Source organism: Bacteroides neonati (assembly GCF_000499785.1).
Lineage (GTDB): Bacteria > Bacteroidota > Bacteroidia > Bacteroidales > Bacteroidaceae > Bacteroides > Bacteroides neonati.
The window spans coordinates 600,184-616,920 of the sequence record NZ_HG726019.1; the positions used below are offsets into that span (position 1 = coordinate 600,184).

At 47.2% G+C, this 16,737-nt stretch carries 13 protein-coding genes; 10 read left to right on the forward strand and 3 right to left on the reverse strand.

Annotated elements, in window-relative coordinates; all coding sequences use genetic code 11:
• Nucleotides 1-132 precede the first annotated feature (132 nt).
• Together TY03_RS02435 and TY03_RS02440 are read left to right on the forward strand one after the other, a co-directional pair.
• Nucleotides 133-1,035 (forward strand): alkaline phosphatase family protein, encoded by a 903-nt coding sequence (locus TY03_RS02435; RefSeq protein ID WP_042367002.1) that lies wholly within the window; start codon nucleotides 133-135, stop codon nucleotides 1,033-1,035.
• Nucleotides 1,036-1,060: 25 nt separating this feature from the next.
• Complete coding sequence (locus tag TY03_RS02440) at nucleotides 1,061-3,550, forward strand: outer membrane protein assembly factor BamB family protein (protein ID WP_042367004.1); 2,490 nt, start codon at nucleotides 1,061-1,063, stop codon at nucleotides 3,548-3,550.
• Between the two features lie 135 nt (nucleotides 3,551-3,685).
• Here TY03_RS02440 and TY03_RS02445 read toward each other — a convergent pair whose 3' ends face one another.
• Together TY03_RS02445 and gpmI are read right to left on the reverse strand one after the other, a co-directional pair.
• The gene (locus TY03_RS02445) at nucleotides 3,686-4,267 is read right to left on the reverse strand and encodes a DUF3109 family protein (RefSeq protein WP_042367006.1); all 582 of its coding nucleotides are present in this window, start codon (nucleotides 4,265-4,267) and stop codon (nucleotides 3,686-3,688) included.
• Nucleotides 4,251-5,777, reverse strand: coding sequence for a 2,3-bisphosphoglycerate-independent phosphoglycerate mutase (gpmI, locus tag TY03_RS02450; RefSeq protein ID WP_042367008.1), 1,527 nt, complete (start codon nucleotides 5,775-5,777; stop codon nucleotides 4,251-4,253). The genes TY03_RS02445 and gpmI overlap by 17 nt, the downstream gene beginning before the upstream one ends.
• 446 nt (nucleotides 5,778-6,223) lie before the next feature.
• On the opposite strand from gpmI, the gene TY03_RS02455 reads away from it, so the two are divergent.
• The gene (locus TY03_RS02455) at nucleotides 6,224-7,150 is read left to right on the forward strand and encodes a magnesium transporter CorA family protein (RefSeq protein ID WP_042367010.1); all 927 of its coding nucleotides are present in this window, start codon (nucleotides 6,224-6,226) and stop codon (nucleotides 7,148-7,150) included.
• Between the two features lie 53 nt (nucleotides 7,151-7,203).
• Here the strand turns inward: TY03_RS02455 and TY03_RS22285 are convergent, their stop codons facing one another.
• Nucleotides 7,204-7,344 carry a hypothetical protein gene (locus tag TY03_RS22285; protein ID WP_154663589.1) on the reverse strand — a complete coding sequence of 47 codons (141 nt, stop codon included), beginning with the start codon at nucleotides 7,342-7,344 and terminating at the stop codon, nucleotides 7,204-7,206.
• Nucleotides 7,345-7,601: 257 nt separating this feature from the next.
• Between TY03_RS22285 and rimP the strand changes: the two genes are divergently transcribed.
• The 7 genes from rimP (at nucleotide 7,602) to sufD (ending at nucleotide 16,733) form a co-directional block, all read left to right on the forward strand.
• Nucleotides 7,602-8,069: a ribosome assembly cofactor RimP gene (rimP, locus tag TY03_RS02460; RefSeq protein WP_042367012.1), complete on the forward strand. Its 468-nt coding sequence runs from the start codon at nucleotides 7,602-7,604 to the stop codon at nucleotides 8,067-8,069.
• 1 nt (nucleotide 8,070) lies between these two features.
• A complete protein-coding gene (gene nusA / locus TY03_RS02465; RefSeq protein ID WP_042367015.1) occupies nucleotides 8,071-9,333 on the forward strand; it encodes a transcription termination factor NusA in 1,263 nt (420 codons plus the stop codon).
• Nucleotides 9,334-9,476: 143 nt separating this feature from the next.
• A complete protein-coding gene (infB, locus tag TY03_RS02470) occupies nucleotides 9,477-12,575 on the forward strand; it encodes a translation initiation factor IF-2 (RefSeq protein WP_042367017.1) in 3,099 nt (1,032 codons plus the stop codon).
• Between the two features lie 75 nt (nucleotides 12,576-12,650).
• Nucleotides 12,651-13,157, forward strand: coding sequence for a CvpA family protein (locus TY03_RS02475; protein ID WP_042367019.1), 507 nt, complete (start codon nucleotides 12,651-12,653; stop codon nucleotides 13,155-13,157).
• Nucleotides 13,157-14,611, forward strand: coding sequence for a Fe-S cluster assembly protein SufB (gene sufB, locus TY03_RS02480; protein WP_042367020.1), 1,455 nt, complete (start codon nucleotides 13,157-13,159; stop codon nucleotides 14,609-14,611). Before TY03_RS02475 ends, sufB begins: the two co-directional genes overlap by 1 nt.
• A 23-nt stretch (nucleotides 14,612-14,634) precedes the next feature.
• Nucleotides 14,635-15,387, forward strand: a complete 753-nt coding sequence (gene sufC, locus TY03_RS02485) for a Fe-S cluster assembly ATPase SufC (protein WP_042367022.1) — start codon at nucleotides 14,635-14,637, stop codon at nucleotides 15,385-15,387.
• A 2-nt stretch (nucleotides 15,388-15,389) separates the two neighbouring features.
• Complete coding sequence (gene sufD / locus TY03_RS02490) at nucleotides 15,390-16,733, forward strand: Fe-S cluster assembly protein SufD (protein WP_042367024.1); 1,344 nt, start codon at nucleotides 15,390-15,392, stop codon at nucleotides 16,731-16,733.
• Nucleotides 16,734-16,737: the final 4 nt, after the last annotated feature.

Below are 16,737 nucleotides of genomic sequence, written 5' to 3' on the forward strand. Positions count from 1 at the left end.
GAATTCTAATATTACAAAAAGTAACTTTGTAATACAATATAAAAGCCAGTCCGTTCGTTGTGAATAGGCTGGCTTTTTTGTTTTCAATTCTCGCAACAATAAGCCTATAATGAACCTTTATATAATAACTAAATGAAAAAAAGTAAACTTATCGCTTTATTCGTTCTTTTGTGTGTATTTGGTACTCATACACACGCTCGGAAAGCAAAGCGCGTGGTGCTGATAGCACTGGACGGGATCTCGGTAGAAGGATTTCAAAAAGCACAAACACCCTGTTTAGATGCATTACTGGCTCAAGGTGCGCGCTCATTAGACACACGTGTGGTGATGCCGTCGGTTACTTTGCCTAACTGGACAAGCCACCTGACCGGTAGCGGGCCGGAACAACACGGAGTATTCAACAATGACTGGCTGCTCAACAAAAGCGCCTACCCACTAACCGAGAAGGATGCCAAGGGCTATTACCCATCGGTATTCAAGGTACTGAAAGAGCAGTTACCCACCATAAGAACAGCTTTCTACTACAACTGGATCAATCTGTTTTATCCGTACAACGAAACATACTTCGACGAAGTAAGTTACCTCGAAAAAGACGCTTACGTGCCAAACTACGACAAAGCCTTCCAATTTCTTTCGAACCATAGAAAGCAACCGACACTGGTCTTCCTATATTCTGTACATACCGATCATGCCGGGCACAACCATACATGGATGTCGCCCCCATACATACGTTCGATTGAGGAAGCAGATGCGGAGATTGGCAAATTCATAGAGAAGATGAAAAAAGAAGACTTATATAAAGATACTCACTTCTTATTTTTATCCGATCACGGTGGTATCAACTACGGACACGGCGGTACAACCGTTAACGAAATGATTGTGCCCTGGGGCATCGTAGGACCCGGCATTAAAAAAGGGCTTACCATAGAAGAGCCGAATAATACGGTCAACACAGCATCGATTGTTTTACATCTGTTCGGAGCCAAACAACCCTTGTCATGGACAGGAGAAGTGATCCGGTCGATCTTTAAATAAAAAGATAACCAAGAAATATAACCACATGAAAAGGATAACTAAAATAGCCATTGCCTGCCTGTCGGCAATAACCACCTTGAGTAGTTATGCAGCGACACATAAGGGATATGTATTTGTAGATGCAAATGCAAATGGCGTGTTCGACAAAGGTGAAAAGCCAATGAAGGGAGTTGCCGTATCCGACGGGCTCCATGTAGTACAAACCCGGAAGGACGGTTCTTTCAGCCTGCCCGGACATACCAAAGAACGTTTTGTTTTCATCACCACCCCTTCGGGATATAAATCAGACAATCAGCACTACCGCAAGATTGATGCCGGGCAAGAGAATTATTACTTCGGCTTGCAGCCTTATACGGCAACAACGAAAAACGGCAGCCACCAATACGTACACATCACCGATACGGAGATATTCAATACCGGCAATCACGAAGAGTGGGTGGGTAATCTACGCGATTATGCAGCCAACGAAAAGGCTGCTTTCATCATTCACACCGGAGATATCTGCTACGAGAAGGGTCTGAAAAGCCACATCGAGCTGATGAATACCCACAACATGAACTGCCCAACGTTTTATTGCATCGGTAATCACGATCTGGTCAAAGGGAGATACGGCGAAGAGCTCTTCGAGAGTTTATACGGACCTACTTTCTACTCGTTCGATGTAGGCAATATGCACTACATCGTTACCCCCATGCTCAGTGGAGATCACCTGCCCAGCTACCGCAAGGAAGATGTATATCGCTGGATGAAGAACGACCTCGCACTGGTCCCTAAAGGCAAAGCGGTAACCGTGTTTAACCATGACCTGCTAACCCATAAAGATACATTTATCTACGGTATCAATGAGAAGGAGTTTATCAACCTGAACGAGCACAACCTCAAGGCTTGGGTGTACGGACATTGGCACATCAATTACATGAAGAAGCAGGGCGATGTATACTCCGTATGCACTGCGGTGGTCGACAAAGGGGGGATCGACCACTCCACTTCGGTCTTCCGTGTGATGCATGTCGATGAAAAAGGAGACTTCACCTCGGAGATACGTTACAGCTATCCCGATAAGTCTCTTTGCATCGCCTCTATCGCCAACAACCAAGCCCCCCTCCTTCCGTCGGGAGCACTGCCCCTGTCGGTCAATGTCTACTCCTCTGCTTCGCCTGTCAAAGAGGCAGCAGCCGATATCTATTGTGGTGACAAGAGAATAGGCAAAAGCCACAAGTTGCAACAGCAAACCGATTGGAACTGGTATGCGGACATACCTCTGAATAGGCTTACAGAGAACGAACTCATCACTGTAAGGGTCAAAGCAACATTCCGCAATGGCGAGACTGCCAACACTGAAAAGAGTTTTGCCTACTCCCCCACACCACAGAGAGTGAATATCGGCAAAGAGTGGACGAATCTTTTAGGCAACCCCGAGCACGTAGGTATTACCGGCGATACGTTGAAATCTCCGCTTGCACTTGCTTGGGTCAAGAACGTCAAAGCCAACATCTTTATGTCATCGCCACTTGTCTATAAAGACAATGTATATGTGGCATCGGTCGATGAGAACCACAAAGGTCTGGGAGCGATCTTTGCCCTCGAAGGCAGAACAGGAAACATTCGTTGGAAGTATAAGGTACGCAACTCGATCAAGAACACCATTGCTGCTGCGGGCGGACTGGTTCTGGCACAAGATACAGAAGGATACCTCTATGCGGTAGATGCACAGACAGGTACCTTAACTTGGGAGCAAAAACTACCCGTAAACCCACTCCCCGCCTTAATAGAAGGAATCGTTGCAACCGACACGGTAGTGTATGCAGGCACAGGAAAGGGCTTATCTGCCATCGACGTACGTTCAGGAAAGGTTCTTTGGACCAATACCGAATGGGGACAGCACGAGGGCACTACCTCGACCTGGACCTTGGGCAATGGCGTACTGGTAGCCGGTACCCAATGGGGAAGCCTCTACGGCAACAATGCCCAAACAGGCAAAATGCTATGGGCTATCGGCAAAGACGGATTGAGTGACCGCGGCGCTTCACCCGCCGCTCATGGCAACCTGCTGTATCTCATCTCGCGCAAGTCGTTCTTTATCTTAGATGCCTCGATCGGCAACGTCATTGTACGCAAGGAGCTGCCCACGAAGGTCGATGTAACTTCCACTCCTTTGGTAACCGACAGCGAGATCATCTTCGGAACATCCGATTCGGGTTTGATGGCCATCGATAAAGAGACGCTGGAACCTAAGTGGAACTATCAAACGGGAACGTCTCTTGTCTTTACCGGCCCCTATACCTTGAAGCCTGCCGCAAGCATCGAAACCAGTCCGGTACTGAGCGGCAATGTGGTTTATGTAGGAGCATCGGACGGAGCTATTTACGGCATCGACAAAACCAAAGGCACACTCTTGTGGAAGCACGAAACAGGTGCACCGGTATTCGCTACGGTAGCTCTATCGGGCAATATGCTCTTTGCCGTCGATCTATCCGGCAATGTATATGCCTTTGGCGATAACACAAAAGAGTGATAAGCATCGTTTAGCAGCTATCGCATAAAAAAAAGTGAGGATGTTACAGATTATTCTTGTAACATCCTCACTCTTTTTATGCGATACAATCGGCAAGCAACCGATTGACATAGATGCAAGTACTGAGAAAAACCGTTAAAGCAGGTTTTGCTTCTTCAGCTCCTCTACGGCAATCTCCAATTCGCGATACCACGCCTCACCGAACTTACGGATAAGCGGTTCTTTTAAGAATTGATACACTGCAACATTCTCTTTCTTGCCCAACAGCACAGCCGCCTGACACACACTCCAACGGTGATAGTTGACTGCCTTATACGGACCATAGTCGCCAACGCGAATAGGATATAAATGGCAAGATATCGGTTTGTAGAAATCGGTTTTCCCTTCGCGATAGGCCTTTTCGATGGCACAGTAGCAATACCCCCGTTCGTCGTAGCAGGTAAACACACAGTCTTTCCCGTTCACAATCGAGGTAACCATGTCTCCGTCGCGGTCGGCATATACCACCCCCTGCTTTTCGATCACTGCATGGGCTTCGGGCGAAAGCGCATCCCATACAATGGGAAGCACTTCCTCTAACTTGGCTATTTCATCCAGCTCCACAGGTGCACCGGCATCTCCTTCAATGCAACACTCGCCTTTGCAGGCGTCGAGGTTACAGAGAAACTTCTCCCGAAGCACATCGAGGCTGATTACAATATCATCTATTTGAATCATCGATCAACACCTTTCCGGTCATCTCCTTCGGAGCGTTCATACCCATTATATGAAGGATAGTCGGCGCTACATCGGCCAGAATTCCGTTTTCGATTTTAGCCTCTTTGTTCTCGGTTACATATACGCAGGGAACCGGATTCAATGAGTGAGCCGTATTGACCGATCCGTCCTCGTTGACTGCGTTGTCTGCATTACCGTGATCGGCAATAATAATTACTTCGTATCCGTTCGCCTTAGCAGCTTCTACGGTCTCTTTCACACAAGCATCAACTGCCACGACTGCTTTCTCGATGGCTTCGTAAACGCCCGTATGACCTACCATATCGCCGTTGGCATAGTTCACAACGATGAAGTCAAACTTATCTTCATTGATTGCAGCAACCAATTTATCTTTCACCTCGTAGGCACTCATTTCGGGTTTCAAGTCGTAAGTAGCCACCTTAGGTGATGCTACCAAGATACGCTCTTCGGCCTCAAACGGAGTTTCGCGTCCACCATTAAAGAAGAAGGTTACGTGTGCGTACTTCTCTGTTTCGGCAATATGCAGTTGCGATTTCTTTTCGGCCGAAAGGAATTCGCCCAATGTATTCTGTACGTTATCTTTATCAAAAAGAATATGTACACCCTTGAATGATGCATCGTAAGGAGTCATGCAATAGAACTGCAAACCGGGAATGGTATGCATCCCCGCTTCGGGCATATCTTGTTGTGTCAATACGGCTGTAAGCTCCTTGGCACGGTCGTTACGGTAATTAAAGAAGATAACCACGTCGCCTTCTTTGATCGTTCCGTCTACCTGTGCATTGACAATCGGTTTGATAAACTCGTCGGTCACTCCATTGTCGTAAGAGGCTTGCATGGCTTCGACCATGTTGTCGGCTTTTTCGCCCACACCGTTCACCAATAAGTCATACGCTTCTTTAACACGTTCCCAACGCTTGTCGCGATCCATTGCATAGTAGCGGCCAATGATCGATGCAATCTTTGCACCCGACTTTTTGCATTCGGCCTCGAGTTGTTCGATAAATCCCTTACCGCTCTTCGGATCGGTGTCGCGACCATCCATGAAGCAGTGAACAAACGCATTGTCTATGCTGTATTCCTTGGCAATATCGCAAAGTTTAAACAGATGATCGAGCGAGCTGTGCACACCTCCATCCGAGGTCAATCCCATGAAGTGGATATTCTTTCCGTTCTCTTTGGCATAGGAGTAAGCTGCGATGATTCCTGGATTCTGCATGATCGTATTCTCACGACAAGCTTTATTGATCTTCACCAAATCTTGATAAACCACGCGTCCGGCACCGATATTGAGGTGACCTACCTCCGAGTTACCCATTTGTCCGTCGGGCAATCCTACGTTTTCGCCGCTTGCCTGAAGTTCAGAGTGAGGATATGTTTTTACCAGATAGTCCCAATAAGGAGTGGGAGTATTAAAGATTACGTCTGCTTTACCGTGATTACCGATTCCCCATCCATCGAGGATCATCAAAAGGGCTTTCTTGCTCATACTATTTAATATTAGTTAATTGTTACACTGTTTATTGGGTACAAAGGTACGAAAAAGATTTTTTCATTTACATTTACCCAACCAATACTATCCCTATCTAACTATTAAAGATTATGAAAACCATACTCATATCACTTTTATTGGCGCTGATAAGCTTTCCGGAGATAGATGCAGGCGGGTAACTATGGGGCTAAAGAGTGAAAGTTCCAACCCAATCATCGAACCCGATTACTTAGCGAAATATTTCAGTCAATAAGAAAAAACAACGGAGCAAACACACGTATTATCAAATGAATTGCCTACTTTTGCCACCGCTTTAAAAAACAAAAAAAACAATCATGGACGATTCTAACCCGCGAACGTGCAGCAGTATTAATTAAAGCGAGCAGAGACATTACATCTAGGTGCCTCTGTTCGGACTAAACAAACGAAAGGAGGCAATTAAGATGAGAACATATCTTTCTTGTGAAGCCGGCTTTGTGGAAAAACCACAATGGCTTCCAAATTGCTGGGTCAACGTAGTATGCCCCGACACAGACGATTTCAGATTTCTAACTCAAGAACTGAACGTACCCGAATCTTTTTTAACAGACATCGCCGATACGGACGAACGTCCGCGAACGGAAACCGAAGGCAAGTGGCTGCTGACTATCTTGCGCATCCCCGTGCAAAATAATCAGAACAGCATCCCATTCAGTACCGTACCCATCGGCATCATCACCAACGAAGAGGTGGTCGTTTCGGTGTGTTACCATCAAACGGAGCTAATCCCCGACTTCATCGGCTATACACGCCGCAAAGGATTGGTCGTGCGCAACAAGCTCGACCTCATCTTCCGCATCATCTACTCCTCGGCCGTCTGGTTTCTAAAATACCTGAAACAGATCAACAACGACGTAAGTGCGGCAGAGAAAGAACTCGAACGGAGCATTCGCAACGAAGACTTGCTGCGGCTGATGCGGTTGCAGAAAACACTTGTCTACTTCAACACCTCCATTCGTGGCAACGAAATCATGATCGGGAAGCTGACCAGCATCTTTCAAGACACCGATTTTCTGGACAAAGACCTGGTCGAAGATGTGATTACCGAATTGAGGCAAGCCTACAATACGGTCAATATCTACAGCGACATCCTCACCGGAACGATGGATGCCTTTGCCTCCATCATTTCGAACAACGTGAATACGATCATGAAACGCATGACGAGCATTTCGATCATTCTCATGGTGCCGACACTCATCGCCAGTTTTTATGGAATGAACGTCGACATACATCTCGAAACAATGCCCCATGCCTTTGCCCTGATTGTGGTATGCTCCATCATACTATCCTCGTTGGCCTTTGTCATATTCAAAAAAATTAGATGGTTTTAATGCAAGACTTCCTATTTGCAAAGGCAGTCTTTCCTAAAAGCTAAGTAAATTTCTTAGCAAACATAGATGATCGCATTGCATACCGACCATTGTCGGCTTGCAACACGATCATTGTCGTACTGCATGCCGACGATGGTCGGCTTGCAAGCCGACCACGTAAACTCTTCTTTAAAAACAGTTAAACTACCCGCCATCAACCGTTAATATATCTAAGAAACACAGCTATCTTTCCTATAATCAGCCGCGCAGCAGTGCCTCTTTTGGCAAAGTGAAAGCATCTTCCCCCACTTTTTGCATAAAATAACGATTGAGCCCCCAATAAAACAGGCGTTTACGCTCTTTTTTTCTCTAATATTTTGTTATCGAACAGATTATTTGTATCTTTGCACCCGAGACGGATGAAAGGTGGAGGGGCGATTAAGCTCCTTTTTTTGTTCTTAATAGTGAATCAATGATAGAAAAGAGAATTGTTTGTCAGCTTGTTGATGAGTGGCTGGAAGGAAAAGACTACTTTCTGGTAGAGGTAACCGTAAGCCCCGACGACAAGATCGTGGTCGAAATAGACCATGCAGAAGGCGTTTGGATTGAAGATTGTGTGGAGCTGAGCCGCTACATTGAATCGAAGCTAAACCGCGAAGAAGAAGATTATGAACTCGAAGTAGGTTCGGCAGGTATCGGACAACCCTTCAAGGTAGTGCAGCAATACTACAACCATATCGGCAACGATGTGGAGGTGCTCACCAAAACAGGGCGTAAACTCTCGGGAGTGCTCAAAGAGGCCGACGAAGAGAAGTTCGTGGTCGGCATACAAAAGAAAGTAAAGACAGAAGAAGCCAAACGTCCGAAGCTGATGGAAGAGGACGAGACCTTCCGTTATGAAGATATCAAATATACTAAATACTTAATTAGTTTTAAATAATATGGCCAAGAAAGAAGAAACAATCAGCTTGATTGATACATTTTCGGAATTTAAGGAACTGAAAAATATCGATAGGACAACGATGGTAAGCGTACTCGAAGAGTCGTTCCGTAGTGTTATCACGAAAATGTTTGGCACCGATGAAAATTACGACGTAATCGTGAACCCCGACAAGGGCGACTTCGAGATATGGCGTAACCGTGAAGTAGTAGCCGATGAGGATTTAACCAATCCGAACATGCAGATCTCGCTGACAGAGGCTCAAAAGATCGACGCTTCTTACGAAGTAGGCGAAGAGGTAACCGACGAGGTAATATTTGCCAAGTTCGGCCGTCGCGCCATCCTGAACCTTCGTCAGACATTGGCTTCAAAGATTCTTGAACTGGAAAAAGACAGTCTTTACAACAAATATAGTGATAAGATAGGTACCATTATCAATGCAGAGGTATATCAGATCTGGAAAAAAGAGATGCTGCTCATTGACGATGAGGGAAACGAACTGTTGCTACCCAAAACCGAACAGATTCCGGCGGATTTCTATCGCAAAGGAGAAACGGCACGTGCTGTAGTAGCGCGCGTAGACAACAAGAACAACAACCCGAAGATTATCCTGTCACGTATCTCGCCCGTCTTCCTGCAACGCTTGTTCGAGATGGAAGTACCCGAGATAAACGATGGACTTATCACCATCAAGAAGATTGCCCGCATCCCCGGCGAACGCGCCAAGATTGCGGTGGAGTCTTACGACGACCGTATCGACCCCGTAGGTGCCTGTGTAGGTATGAAGGGAAGTCGTATTCACGGTATCGTTCGTGAACTTCGCAACGAGAACATTGATGTCATTAACTATACATCGAATATCTCCTTGTTTATTCAGCGTGCCCTCAGCCCTGCCAAAGTATCTTCGATCCGTTTGAACGAAGAAGAACGCAAAGCAGAGGTATTCCTTAAACCCGAAGAGGTTTCGCTGGCTATTGGTAAAGGCGGTTTGAACATCAAACTGGCCAGTATGTTAACTGAGTACACCATCGACGTGTTCCGTGAACTGGATGAAGCGGCGCAGGACGAAGACATCTATCTGGACGAATTCAAAGACGAAATCGACAGTTGGGTCATCGACGCCATCAAAGCTATCGGTATCGATACGGCAAAAGCAGTATTGGCCGCACCTCGCGAAATGTTGATTGAAAAAACGGATCTGGAAGAAGAGACGGTGGACGAGGTATTGCACATTTTGAAATCGGAGTTTGAAGACAATGAATGATTTCATTTACGATTAGACTATTTACGATTTACGATTGGAAACCCTTCTTTATTGTGAGTTGTAGATAAAAAGATAAAGCAATCGTCTAATCGTCAAACGTATAATCGTAAGTATTTTCACTCCATCATTCATTAAATTAAAGTATGACGATAAGGTTAAACAAAGTTACAAGAGATTTAAATGTAGGAATTTCAACGGTCGTTGAGTTCTTACAAAAAAAGGGACACACGATTGAGGCGAACCCTAATACTAAAATTACAGAAGAAGAGTATGCGATGCTCGTAAAAGAGTTTAGCACTGACAAGAACCTTAGACTTGAATCAGAGCGTTTTATACAAGAACGCCAAAATAAGGATCGCAACAAGTCAGTCGCTATCGACGGTTACGACAAACAGGCCGAAAAGCCGAAAGCAGACGAAATCTTCAAGACAGTAGTTCCCGAAGACGCGCGTCCGAAGTTTAAACCTGTCGGGAAAATAGATTTGGACAAAGTAAACCGTCGGTCGGAAGCCGCACCGGTAAGCGAACCCAAACCCCAACAACCGGCTGCTCCTATTGTGAAAGAAGAGAAGAAGGTAGAAGAAGTAGTAAAACCCATTGTGGTAGAAGCTCCCAAAGAGACAGTAACACCCGCTCCGGCTCCGAAACCGGAACCGGTCAAAGAACCTCAACCTGTGGTTGTGGAAGCCAAACCGGTGGTGGAAGAAAAAATAATCAACCCAGTAAAGAAAGAAGAGCCGAAAGTGGAAGTTGCTCCAGAAAAAGAACCAGAAAAGAAGGTCGAAGAGAAACCCGTAGTAGTTGAACAAGCTACCGAGGCTGCGACCGAGTCGGATAAGGAAGACGGTGTCTTCAAGATTCGTCAACCCGAGTTTGTCTCCAAAATCAACGTTATCGGACAGATTGACCTGGCTGCATTGAACCAGTCTACCCGTCCGAAAAAGAAGTCGAAAGAAGAAAAGCGGAAAGAACGCGAAGAAAAAGAGAAGGTACGTCTGGATCAGAAGAAACAGATGAAAGAAGCCATCATCAAAGAGATTCGCAAGGACGACAACAAGCTGGCCAAGGCAGGACCGAAAGAGAGCGCCGATGCAGCCAAGAAGAAACGCATCCGTATTAATAAGGAGAAGGTCGATGTTAACAACGTAGCATCCAACTTCGCTCCCCCCCGCCCCAACAGCGAAAGAGCAGCCAATGGCGGACACCCCGGACAAGGTGGTGCCAACAGAGGCCCCGGACAAGGTGGCTCGCAAAACCGCAACCGCAATACCGGTGGTGGCAATAATGGCGGTGGTGGCAACATCAACAGCCGTTTCAAGAAGCCAATCGTAAAGGCAGAGGTGAGCGAGGAAGATGTAGCTAAACAAGTAAAAGAAACCTTGGCTCGCTTAACAACCAAGGGTAAAAATAAAACCTCTAAATATCGTAAAGAGAAACGCGAATCGGTTTACAACCGTCAGCAGGAACAAGACGATAGAGAGATGGCAGAGAGCCGCGTATTGAAACTGACCGAGTTCGTAACAGCCAACGAGTTGGCAAGCATGATGAACGTATCGGTCAACCAAGTAATCGGAACCTGTATGAGCATTGGTATGATGGTATCTATCAACCAACGTCTGGATGCGGAAACCATTAATCTGGTGGCCGAAGAGTTCGGATACAAAACCGAATACGTAAGTGCAGAGGTAGCTCAGGCCATCGTCGAAGAAGAAGATTCGGAAGACGATTTGAGCCCACGCGCTCCGATTGTAACAGTGATGGGACACGTTGACCACGGTAAGACTTCGTTGCTTGACTATATTCGTAAAGCAAACGTTATTGCCGGCGAAGCAGGTGGTATCACACAGCACATCGGTGCTTATCACGTGACGCTCGAAGATGGTCGCGACATCACCTTCCTCGATACTCCGGGTCATGAGGCGTTTACCGCCATGCGTGCCCGTGGTGCAAAGGTAACCGATATCGCTATCATTATTGTAGCTGCCGACGACGACGTGATGCCTCAAACCAAAGAGGCCATCAACCACGCCGCAGCCGCAGGTGTTCCGATCGTATTTGCAATCAATAAAGTGGATAAGCCTCATGCAAATCCCGAAAAGATAAAAGAGACACTGGCACAGATGAACTACCTCGTCGAAGAGTGGGGTGGTAAGTACCAGTCGCAAGATATCTCGGCCAAGAAAGGTACGGGCGTAAAGGAACTGATGGAGAAAGTACTGCTCGAAGCAGAAATGCTTGACCTCAAGGCCAACCCCGATCGTCGTGCAACCGGTTCGGTTATCGAGTCTACACTCGACAAGGGTCGTGGCTATGTGGCAACCATTCTGGTATCGAACGGTACCTTGAAGATGGGAGACATCGTATTGGCAGGAACCAACTTCGGACGTGTAAAGGCAATGTTCAACGAACGTAACCAACGCATCAAAGAGGCAGGTCCTTCAGAACCGGTATTGATTCTGGGTCTGAACGGTGCACCGCAGGCAGGTGATACCTTCCACGTGATCGAGACAGAGCAGGAAGCACGCGAAATTGCCAACAAGCGTGAGCAGTTGCAACGTGAGCAAGGTCTGAGAACGCAGAAACTGTTGACACTCGATGAGGTAGGTCGTCGTATCGCACTGGGTAACTTCCAGGAATTGAACATCATCGTGAAGGGTGACGTAGACGGTTCTATCGAAGCCTTGAGTGATGCATTGATCAAGCTGTCGACCGAACAGATTCAGGTAAACGTGATTCACAAGGCTGTGGGTCAGATTTCGGAATCGGACGTGACGCTGGCTGCTGCTTCAGACGCTATCATCATCGGTTTCCAGGTTCGTCCGTCAACTTCGGCTCGCCGATTTGCCGAGCAAGAAGGTGTCGACATCCGCATGTACTCTGTGATCTATGCAGCCATCGAAGAGGTGAAAGCCGCTATGGAAGGTATGTTGGCTCCGGAGGTGAAGGAAGTCGTTACTGCTACGATCGAAGTACGCGAGGTATTCAACATCACGAAAGTGGGTACGGTTGCCGGTGCGATGGTCAAAGAGGGAAAAGCGAAACGCAGCGACAAGGCACGCCTTATCCGCGACGGTATCGTTATCTTCTCGGGCAGCATCAACGCCCTGAAACGTTTCAAAGACGACGTGAAAGAGGTCGCTACCAACTACGAGTGTGGTGTGAGTCTGACCAACTATCACGACATCAAGGTAGGTGACTTAATCGAAACTTACGAAGAGATCGAAGTGAAACAAACATTATAATTTGTATCAATGAACTAAAGACGGAGGCACAGAGTGATTATAACTCCGTGTCTCCGTTTTTAGTTATAATAACCTATGCCAATGATTGATATCATTATTCTCATCGCTGTCGGTACAGGCGTAGTGATGGGCTTCATGAAAGGTTTTATCCGACAGTTGGCCTCCATTCTCGGACTGATTGCCGGACTATTGGCAGCCAAAGCATTGTATACGCCACTGGCCGAAAAGCTCTGCCCCACGATAACGGAGTCGATGACCGTGGCGCAAATATTGGCTTTCGTCGTAATATGGATTGCCGTGCCGCTACTATTCACCATCGTGGCATCGGTGCTAACAAAAGCTGTCGAAGCGATCTCCTTGGGATGGCTCAACCGATGGTTGGGTTGCGGACTGGGCGCATTGAAATACCTGCTCCTCGTTAGTCTGGTTATCTGTGTTATTGAATTTATCGATTCGGATAACAAACTCATCCATCAAACAAAGAAGAGCGAATCCTTGTTATATTATCCGGTAGAGACGTTCGCGGGAATCTTTTTTCCGACTGCAAAAGAAATTACACAACAATATATACTCAATAAATAATGCAACAAGAAGAACCCAATAAATACGTAAAGGAACTCACACAGGAGAAGTACAAATATGGCTTCACCACCGATGTGCAGACCGACATCATTCCGATCGGATTGAGCGAAGATGTGGTGCGCCTCATCTCGGCAAAGAAAGAAGAACCGGAATGGTTGCTGGAGTTCCGACTGAAAGCGTACCGCCATTGGCTTACGCTGGAGATGCCTACGTGGCCACATCTCCGTATTCCTGAGATTGATTATCAGTCTATTTCGTACTATGCCGACCCGACAAAGAAAAAAGAGGGTCCGAAGAGTCTCGACGAGGTAGATCCTGAACTTATAAAAACATTTAATAAACTGGGCATCTCGCTCGAAGAGCAGATGATGCTGAGCGGCATGGCCGTTGATGCGGTGATGGACTCGGTATCGGTCAAAACCACCTTCAAAGAGACGTTGATGGAGAAGGGTATCATCTTCTGCTCCTTCAGCGAAGCGGTACGAGAACATCCCGATCTGGTAAAGAAGTATATGGCCTCGGTAGTGGGCTATCGCGATAACTTCTTTGCTGCCCTCAACTCGGCTGTATTCTCCGACGGATCGTTTGTTTACATCCCCAAAGGCACCCGTTGCCCGATGGAGCTGTCGACCTACTTCCGTATCAATGCCGTTAACACGGGACAGTTTGAACGTACGCTGATTATTGCCGACGAGGATTCGTATGTATCGTACCTCGAAGGTTGCACAGCACCCATGCGCGATGAGAACCAACTCCATGCGGCGATTGTCGAGATCATCGTACACGACCGTGCCGAAGTGAAATACTCGACCGTACAGAACTGGTATCCGGGCGATGCCGAAGGACGGGGAGGTGTATACAACTTTGTAACCAAACGCGGTAACTGCAAAGGCGTAGACAGTAAGCTTTCGTGGACGCAGGTAGAGACAGGCTCGGCCATCACATGGAAATATCCTTCGTGCATTCTCTCAGGCGACGGTTCCAGTGCCGAATTCTATTCGGTAGCCGTAACCAATCACCATCAGCAAGCCGATACCGGCACCAAGATGATTCACCTGGGAAAGAATACACGCAGCACCATCGTGAGCAAAGGTATCTCGGCGGGAGTGAGCGAAAATTCGTATCGTGGTTTGGTAAAGGTGACCGAGAAGGCCGACAATGCCCGCAACTACAGCCAGTGCGACTCGTTGCTGCTGGGTAGCAAATGTGGTGCACACACCTTCCCGTACATGGACATACATAACGAGACGGCTGTAGTAGAACACGAAGCCACCACCTCTAAAATCAGTGAAGACCAAATATTCTATTGCAATCAACGAGGCATTCCTACCGAAGATGCCATCGGACTCATTGTCAATGGATATGCCAAAGAGGTACTCAATAAACTCCCCATGGAGTTTGCAGTCGAAGCGCAGAAGCTGCTGGCTATCTCTTTGGAAGGAAGCGTAGGGTAATCAAGAATTTTAAATTAAGAATTATGTTAGAAATAAAAGACTTACATGCCAACATCAACGGCAAAGAAATATTGAAAGGTATCAACCTTACTGTAAAACCAGGCGAGGTACACGCTATCATGGGTCCTAACGGATCGGGCAAGAGTACACTCTCTTCTGTATTGGTAGGCAATCCGGCTTTCGAGGTAACCAAAGGCAGCGTTCAGTTCTACGGCAAAGACCTATTGGAGCTATCGCCCGAAGACCGCAGCCACGAAGGCATTTTCCTAAGTTTTCAATATCCGGTGGAGATTCCCGGTGTGAGCATGGTTAACTTCATGCGCGCGGCAGTAAACGAGCAACGCAAGTACAAAGGATTGCCCGCACTCACCGCCAGCGAGTTCTTGAAGCTGATGCGCGAGAAGCGTGCAGTAGTCGAGCTCGACAACAAACTGGCCAACCGCTCGGTCAACGAAGGTTTCTCGGGTGGTGAGAAGAAACGCAACGAGATATTCCAGATGGCGATGCTCGAACCGCGCCTGAGCATCCTCGACGAAACCGATTCGGGATTGGATATCGATGCCCTGCGCATTGTAGCCGAAGGAGTAAACAAACTGAAAACTCCCGAGACAAGTACGATCGTTATCACGCACTACCAGCGCTTGCTCGACTATATAAAACCGGATATCGTACACGTACTTTACAAAGGCCGTATCGTTAAAACTGCCGGTCCTGAGTTAGCACTTGAGCTGGAAGAGAAGGGATACGATTGGATCAAGAAAGAATTAGGAGAATAGTTATGAGTATAGAACAACAATACATAGATCTCTTCTCCCAGACGGAGGCAATGATTTGCCGACACAGTGCGGAGGCCTTGAATGCTCCAAGAGCGAAAGCTTTTGCCGACTTTCAGGCACAGGGATTTCCGACCCGCAAACTGGAGAAGTATAAGTACACCGACGTAAGCAAGTACTTCGAACCCGATTACGGATTGAACCTGAACAGACTGGCTATTCCTGCCAACCCCTACGAGGTGTTTAAATGTGACGTGCCCAACATGAGCACTTCGCTCTTCTTTGTTGTGAACGATGTATTCTATACACAAACACAACCTACCACTCACCTACCCGAGGGCGTACTCTTCGGTAGTTTGAAAGAGATGTCCATACAGCATCCCGAACTGGTGAAGAAGTATTACGGACAGCTGGCAGATACGGAAAAAGACGGGCTGACAGCCTTCAACACCACCTTTGCACAAGATGGCGTGTTGATGTACGTACCCAAGAATGTGGTGATAGAGAAGCCCATCCAGTTGGTCAACGTGCTACGTGCCGATGTGGACTTTATGATGAATCGCCGTGTACTCATTATCCTTGAAGAGGGAGCACAAGCCCGCCTTTTGGTTTGCGATCACGCCATGGACAATGTGAACTTCTTATCGACTCAGGTTATTGAAGTTTTTGCCGGAGCCAACACTACCTTCGATCTCTATGAGCTAGAAGAAACGCATACCAGCACTACCCGTTTCAGCAACCTGTACGTAAAGCAAGAGGCCAACAGCAACGTATTGCTCAACGGTATGACGCTGCACAACGGCACTACTCGCAATACCACCCAGGTGACTCTCGCCGGCGAAGGTGCAGAGATTAACCTCTGCGGCATGGCCATCGAAGATAAAAACCAGCATGTAGACAACCATACAACTATCGATCATACCGTTGCCAACTGCAACAGCAACGAGCTGTTTAAGTATGTGCTCGACGATCAGGCAGTAGGTGCCTTTGCCGGTTCGGTACTTGTTCGGCCGGGTGCACAGAAAACCACCTCGCAACAAACCAACCGCAACCTGTGTGCCACACGCGAAGCACGTATGTACACCCAGCCTCAACTAGAGATTTATGCCGACGACGTAAAATGTTCGCACGGTGCTACGGTAGGTCAACTCGACGAGAAAGCACTTTTCTATATGCGTTCGCGCGGTATCTCTCAGAAAGAGGCCCGCCTGATGCTGATGTTTGCTTTCGTTAATGAAGTGATCGACACCATTCGCTTGGATGCACTCAAAGATCGCCTCCACCTATTGGTCGAGAAGCGCTTCCGTGGAGAGCTGAACAAGTGCCAAGGTTGTGCCATTTGCAAATAAAACG

Excerpts from the sequence above, each read along its gene's own strand:
- TY03_RS02435 (WP_042367002.1), top strand. The coding sequence starts at position 133 with ATGAAAAAAAGTAAACTTATCGCTTTATTCGTTCTTTTGTGTGTATTT.
- TY03_RS02440 (WP_042367004.1), top strand. The coding sequence starts at position 1,061 with ATGAAAAGGATAACTAAAATAGCCATTGCCTGCCTGTCGGCAATAACC.
- TY03_RS02445 (WP_042367006.1), bottom strand. The coding sequence starts at position 4,267 with ATGATTCAAATAGATGATATTGTAATCAGCCTCGATGTGCTTCGGGAG.
- gpmI (WP_042367008.1), bottom strand. The coding sequence starts at position 5,777 with ATGAGCAAGAAAGCCCTTTTGATGATCCTCGATGGATGGGGAATCGGT.
- TY03_RS02455 (WP_042367010.1), top strand. The coding sequence starts at position 6,224 with ATGAGAACATATCTTTCTTGTGAAGCCGGCTTTGTGGAAAAACCACAA.
- TY03_RS22285 (WP_154663589.1), bottom strand. The coding sequence starts at position 7,344 with ATGGCGGGTAGTTTAACTGTTTTTAAAGAAGAGTTTACGTGGTCGGCT.
- rimP (WP_042367012.1), top strand. The coding sequence starts at position 7,602 with ATGATAGAAAAGAGAATTGTTTGTCAGCTTGTTGATGAGTGGCTGGAA.
- nusA (WP_042367015.1), top strand. The coding sequence starts at position 8,071 with ATGGCCAAGAAAGAAGAAACAATCAGCTTGATTGATACATTTTCGGAA.
- infB (WP_042367017.1), top strand. The coding sequence starts at position 9,477 with ATGACGATAAGGTTAAACAAAGTTACAAGAGATTTAAATGTAGGAATT.
- TY03_RS02475 (WP_042367019.1), top strand. The coding sequence starts at position 12,651 with ATGCCAATGATTGATATCATTATTCTCATCGCTGTCGGTACAGGCGTA.
- sufB (WP_042367020.1), top strand. The coding sequence starts at position 13,157 with ATGCAACAAGAAGAACCCAATAAATACGTAAAGGAACTCACACAGGAG.
- sufC (WP_042367022.1), top strand. The coding sequence starts at position 14,635 with ATGTTAGAAATAAAAGACTTACATGCCAACATCAACGGCAAAGAAATA.
- sufD (WP_042367024.1), top strand. The coding sequence starts at position 15,390 with ATGAGTATAGAACAACAATACATAGATCTCTTCTCCCAGACGGAGGCA.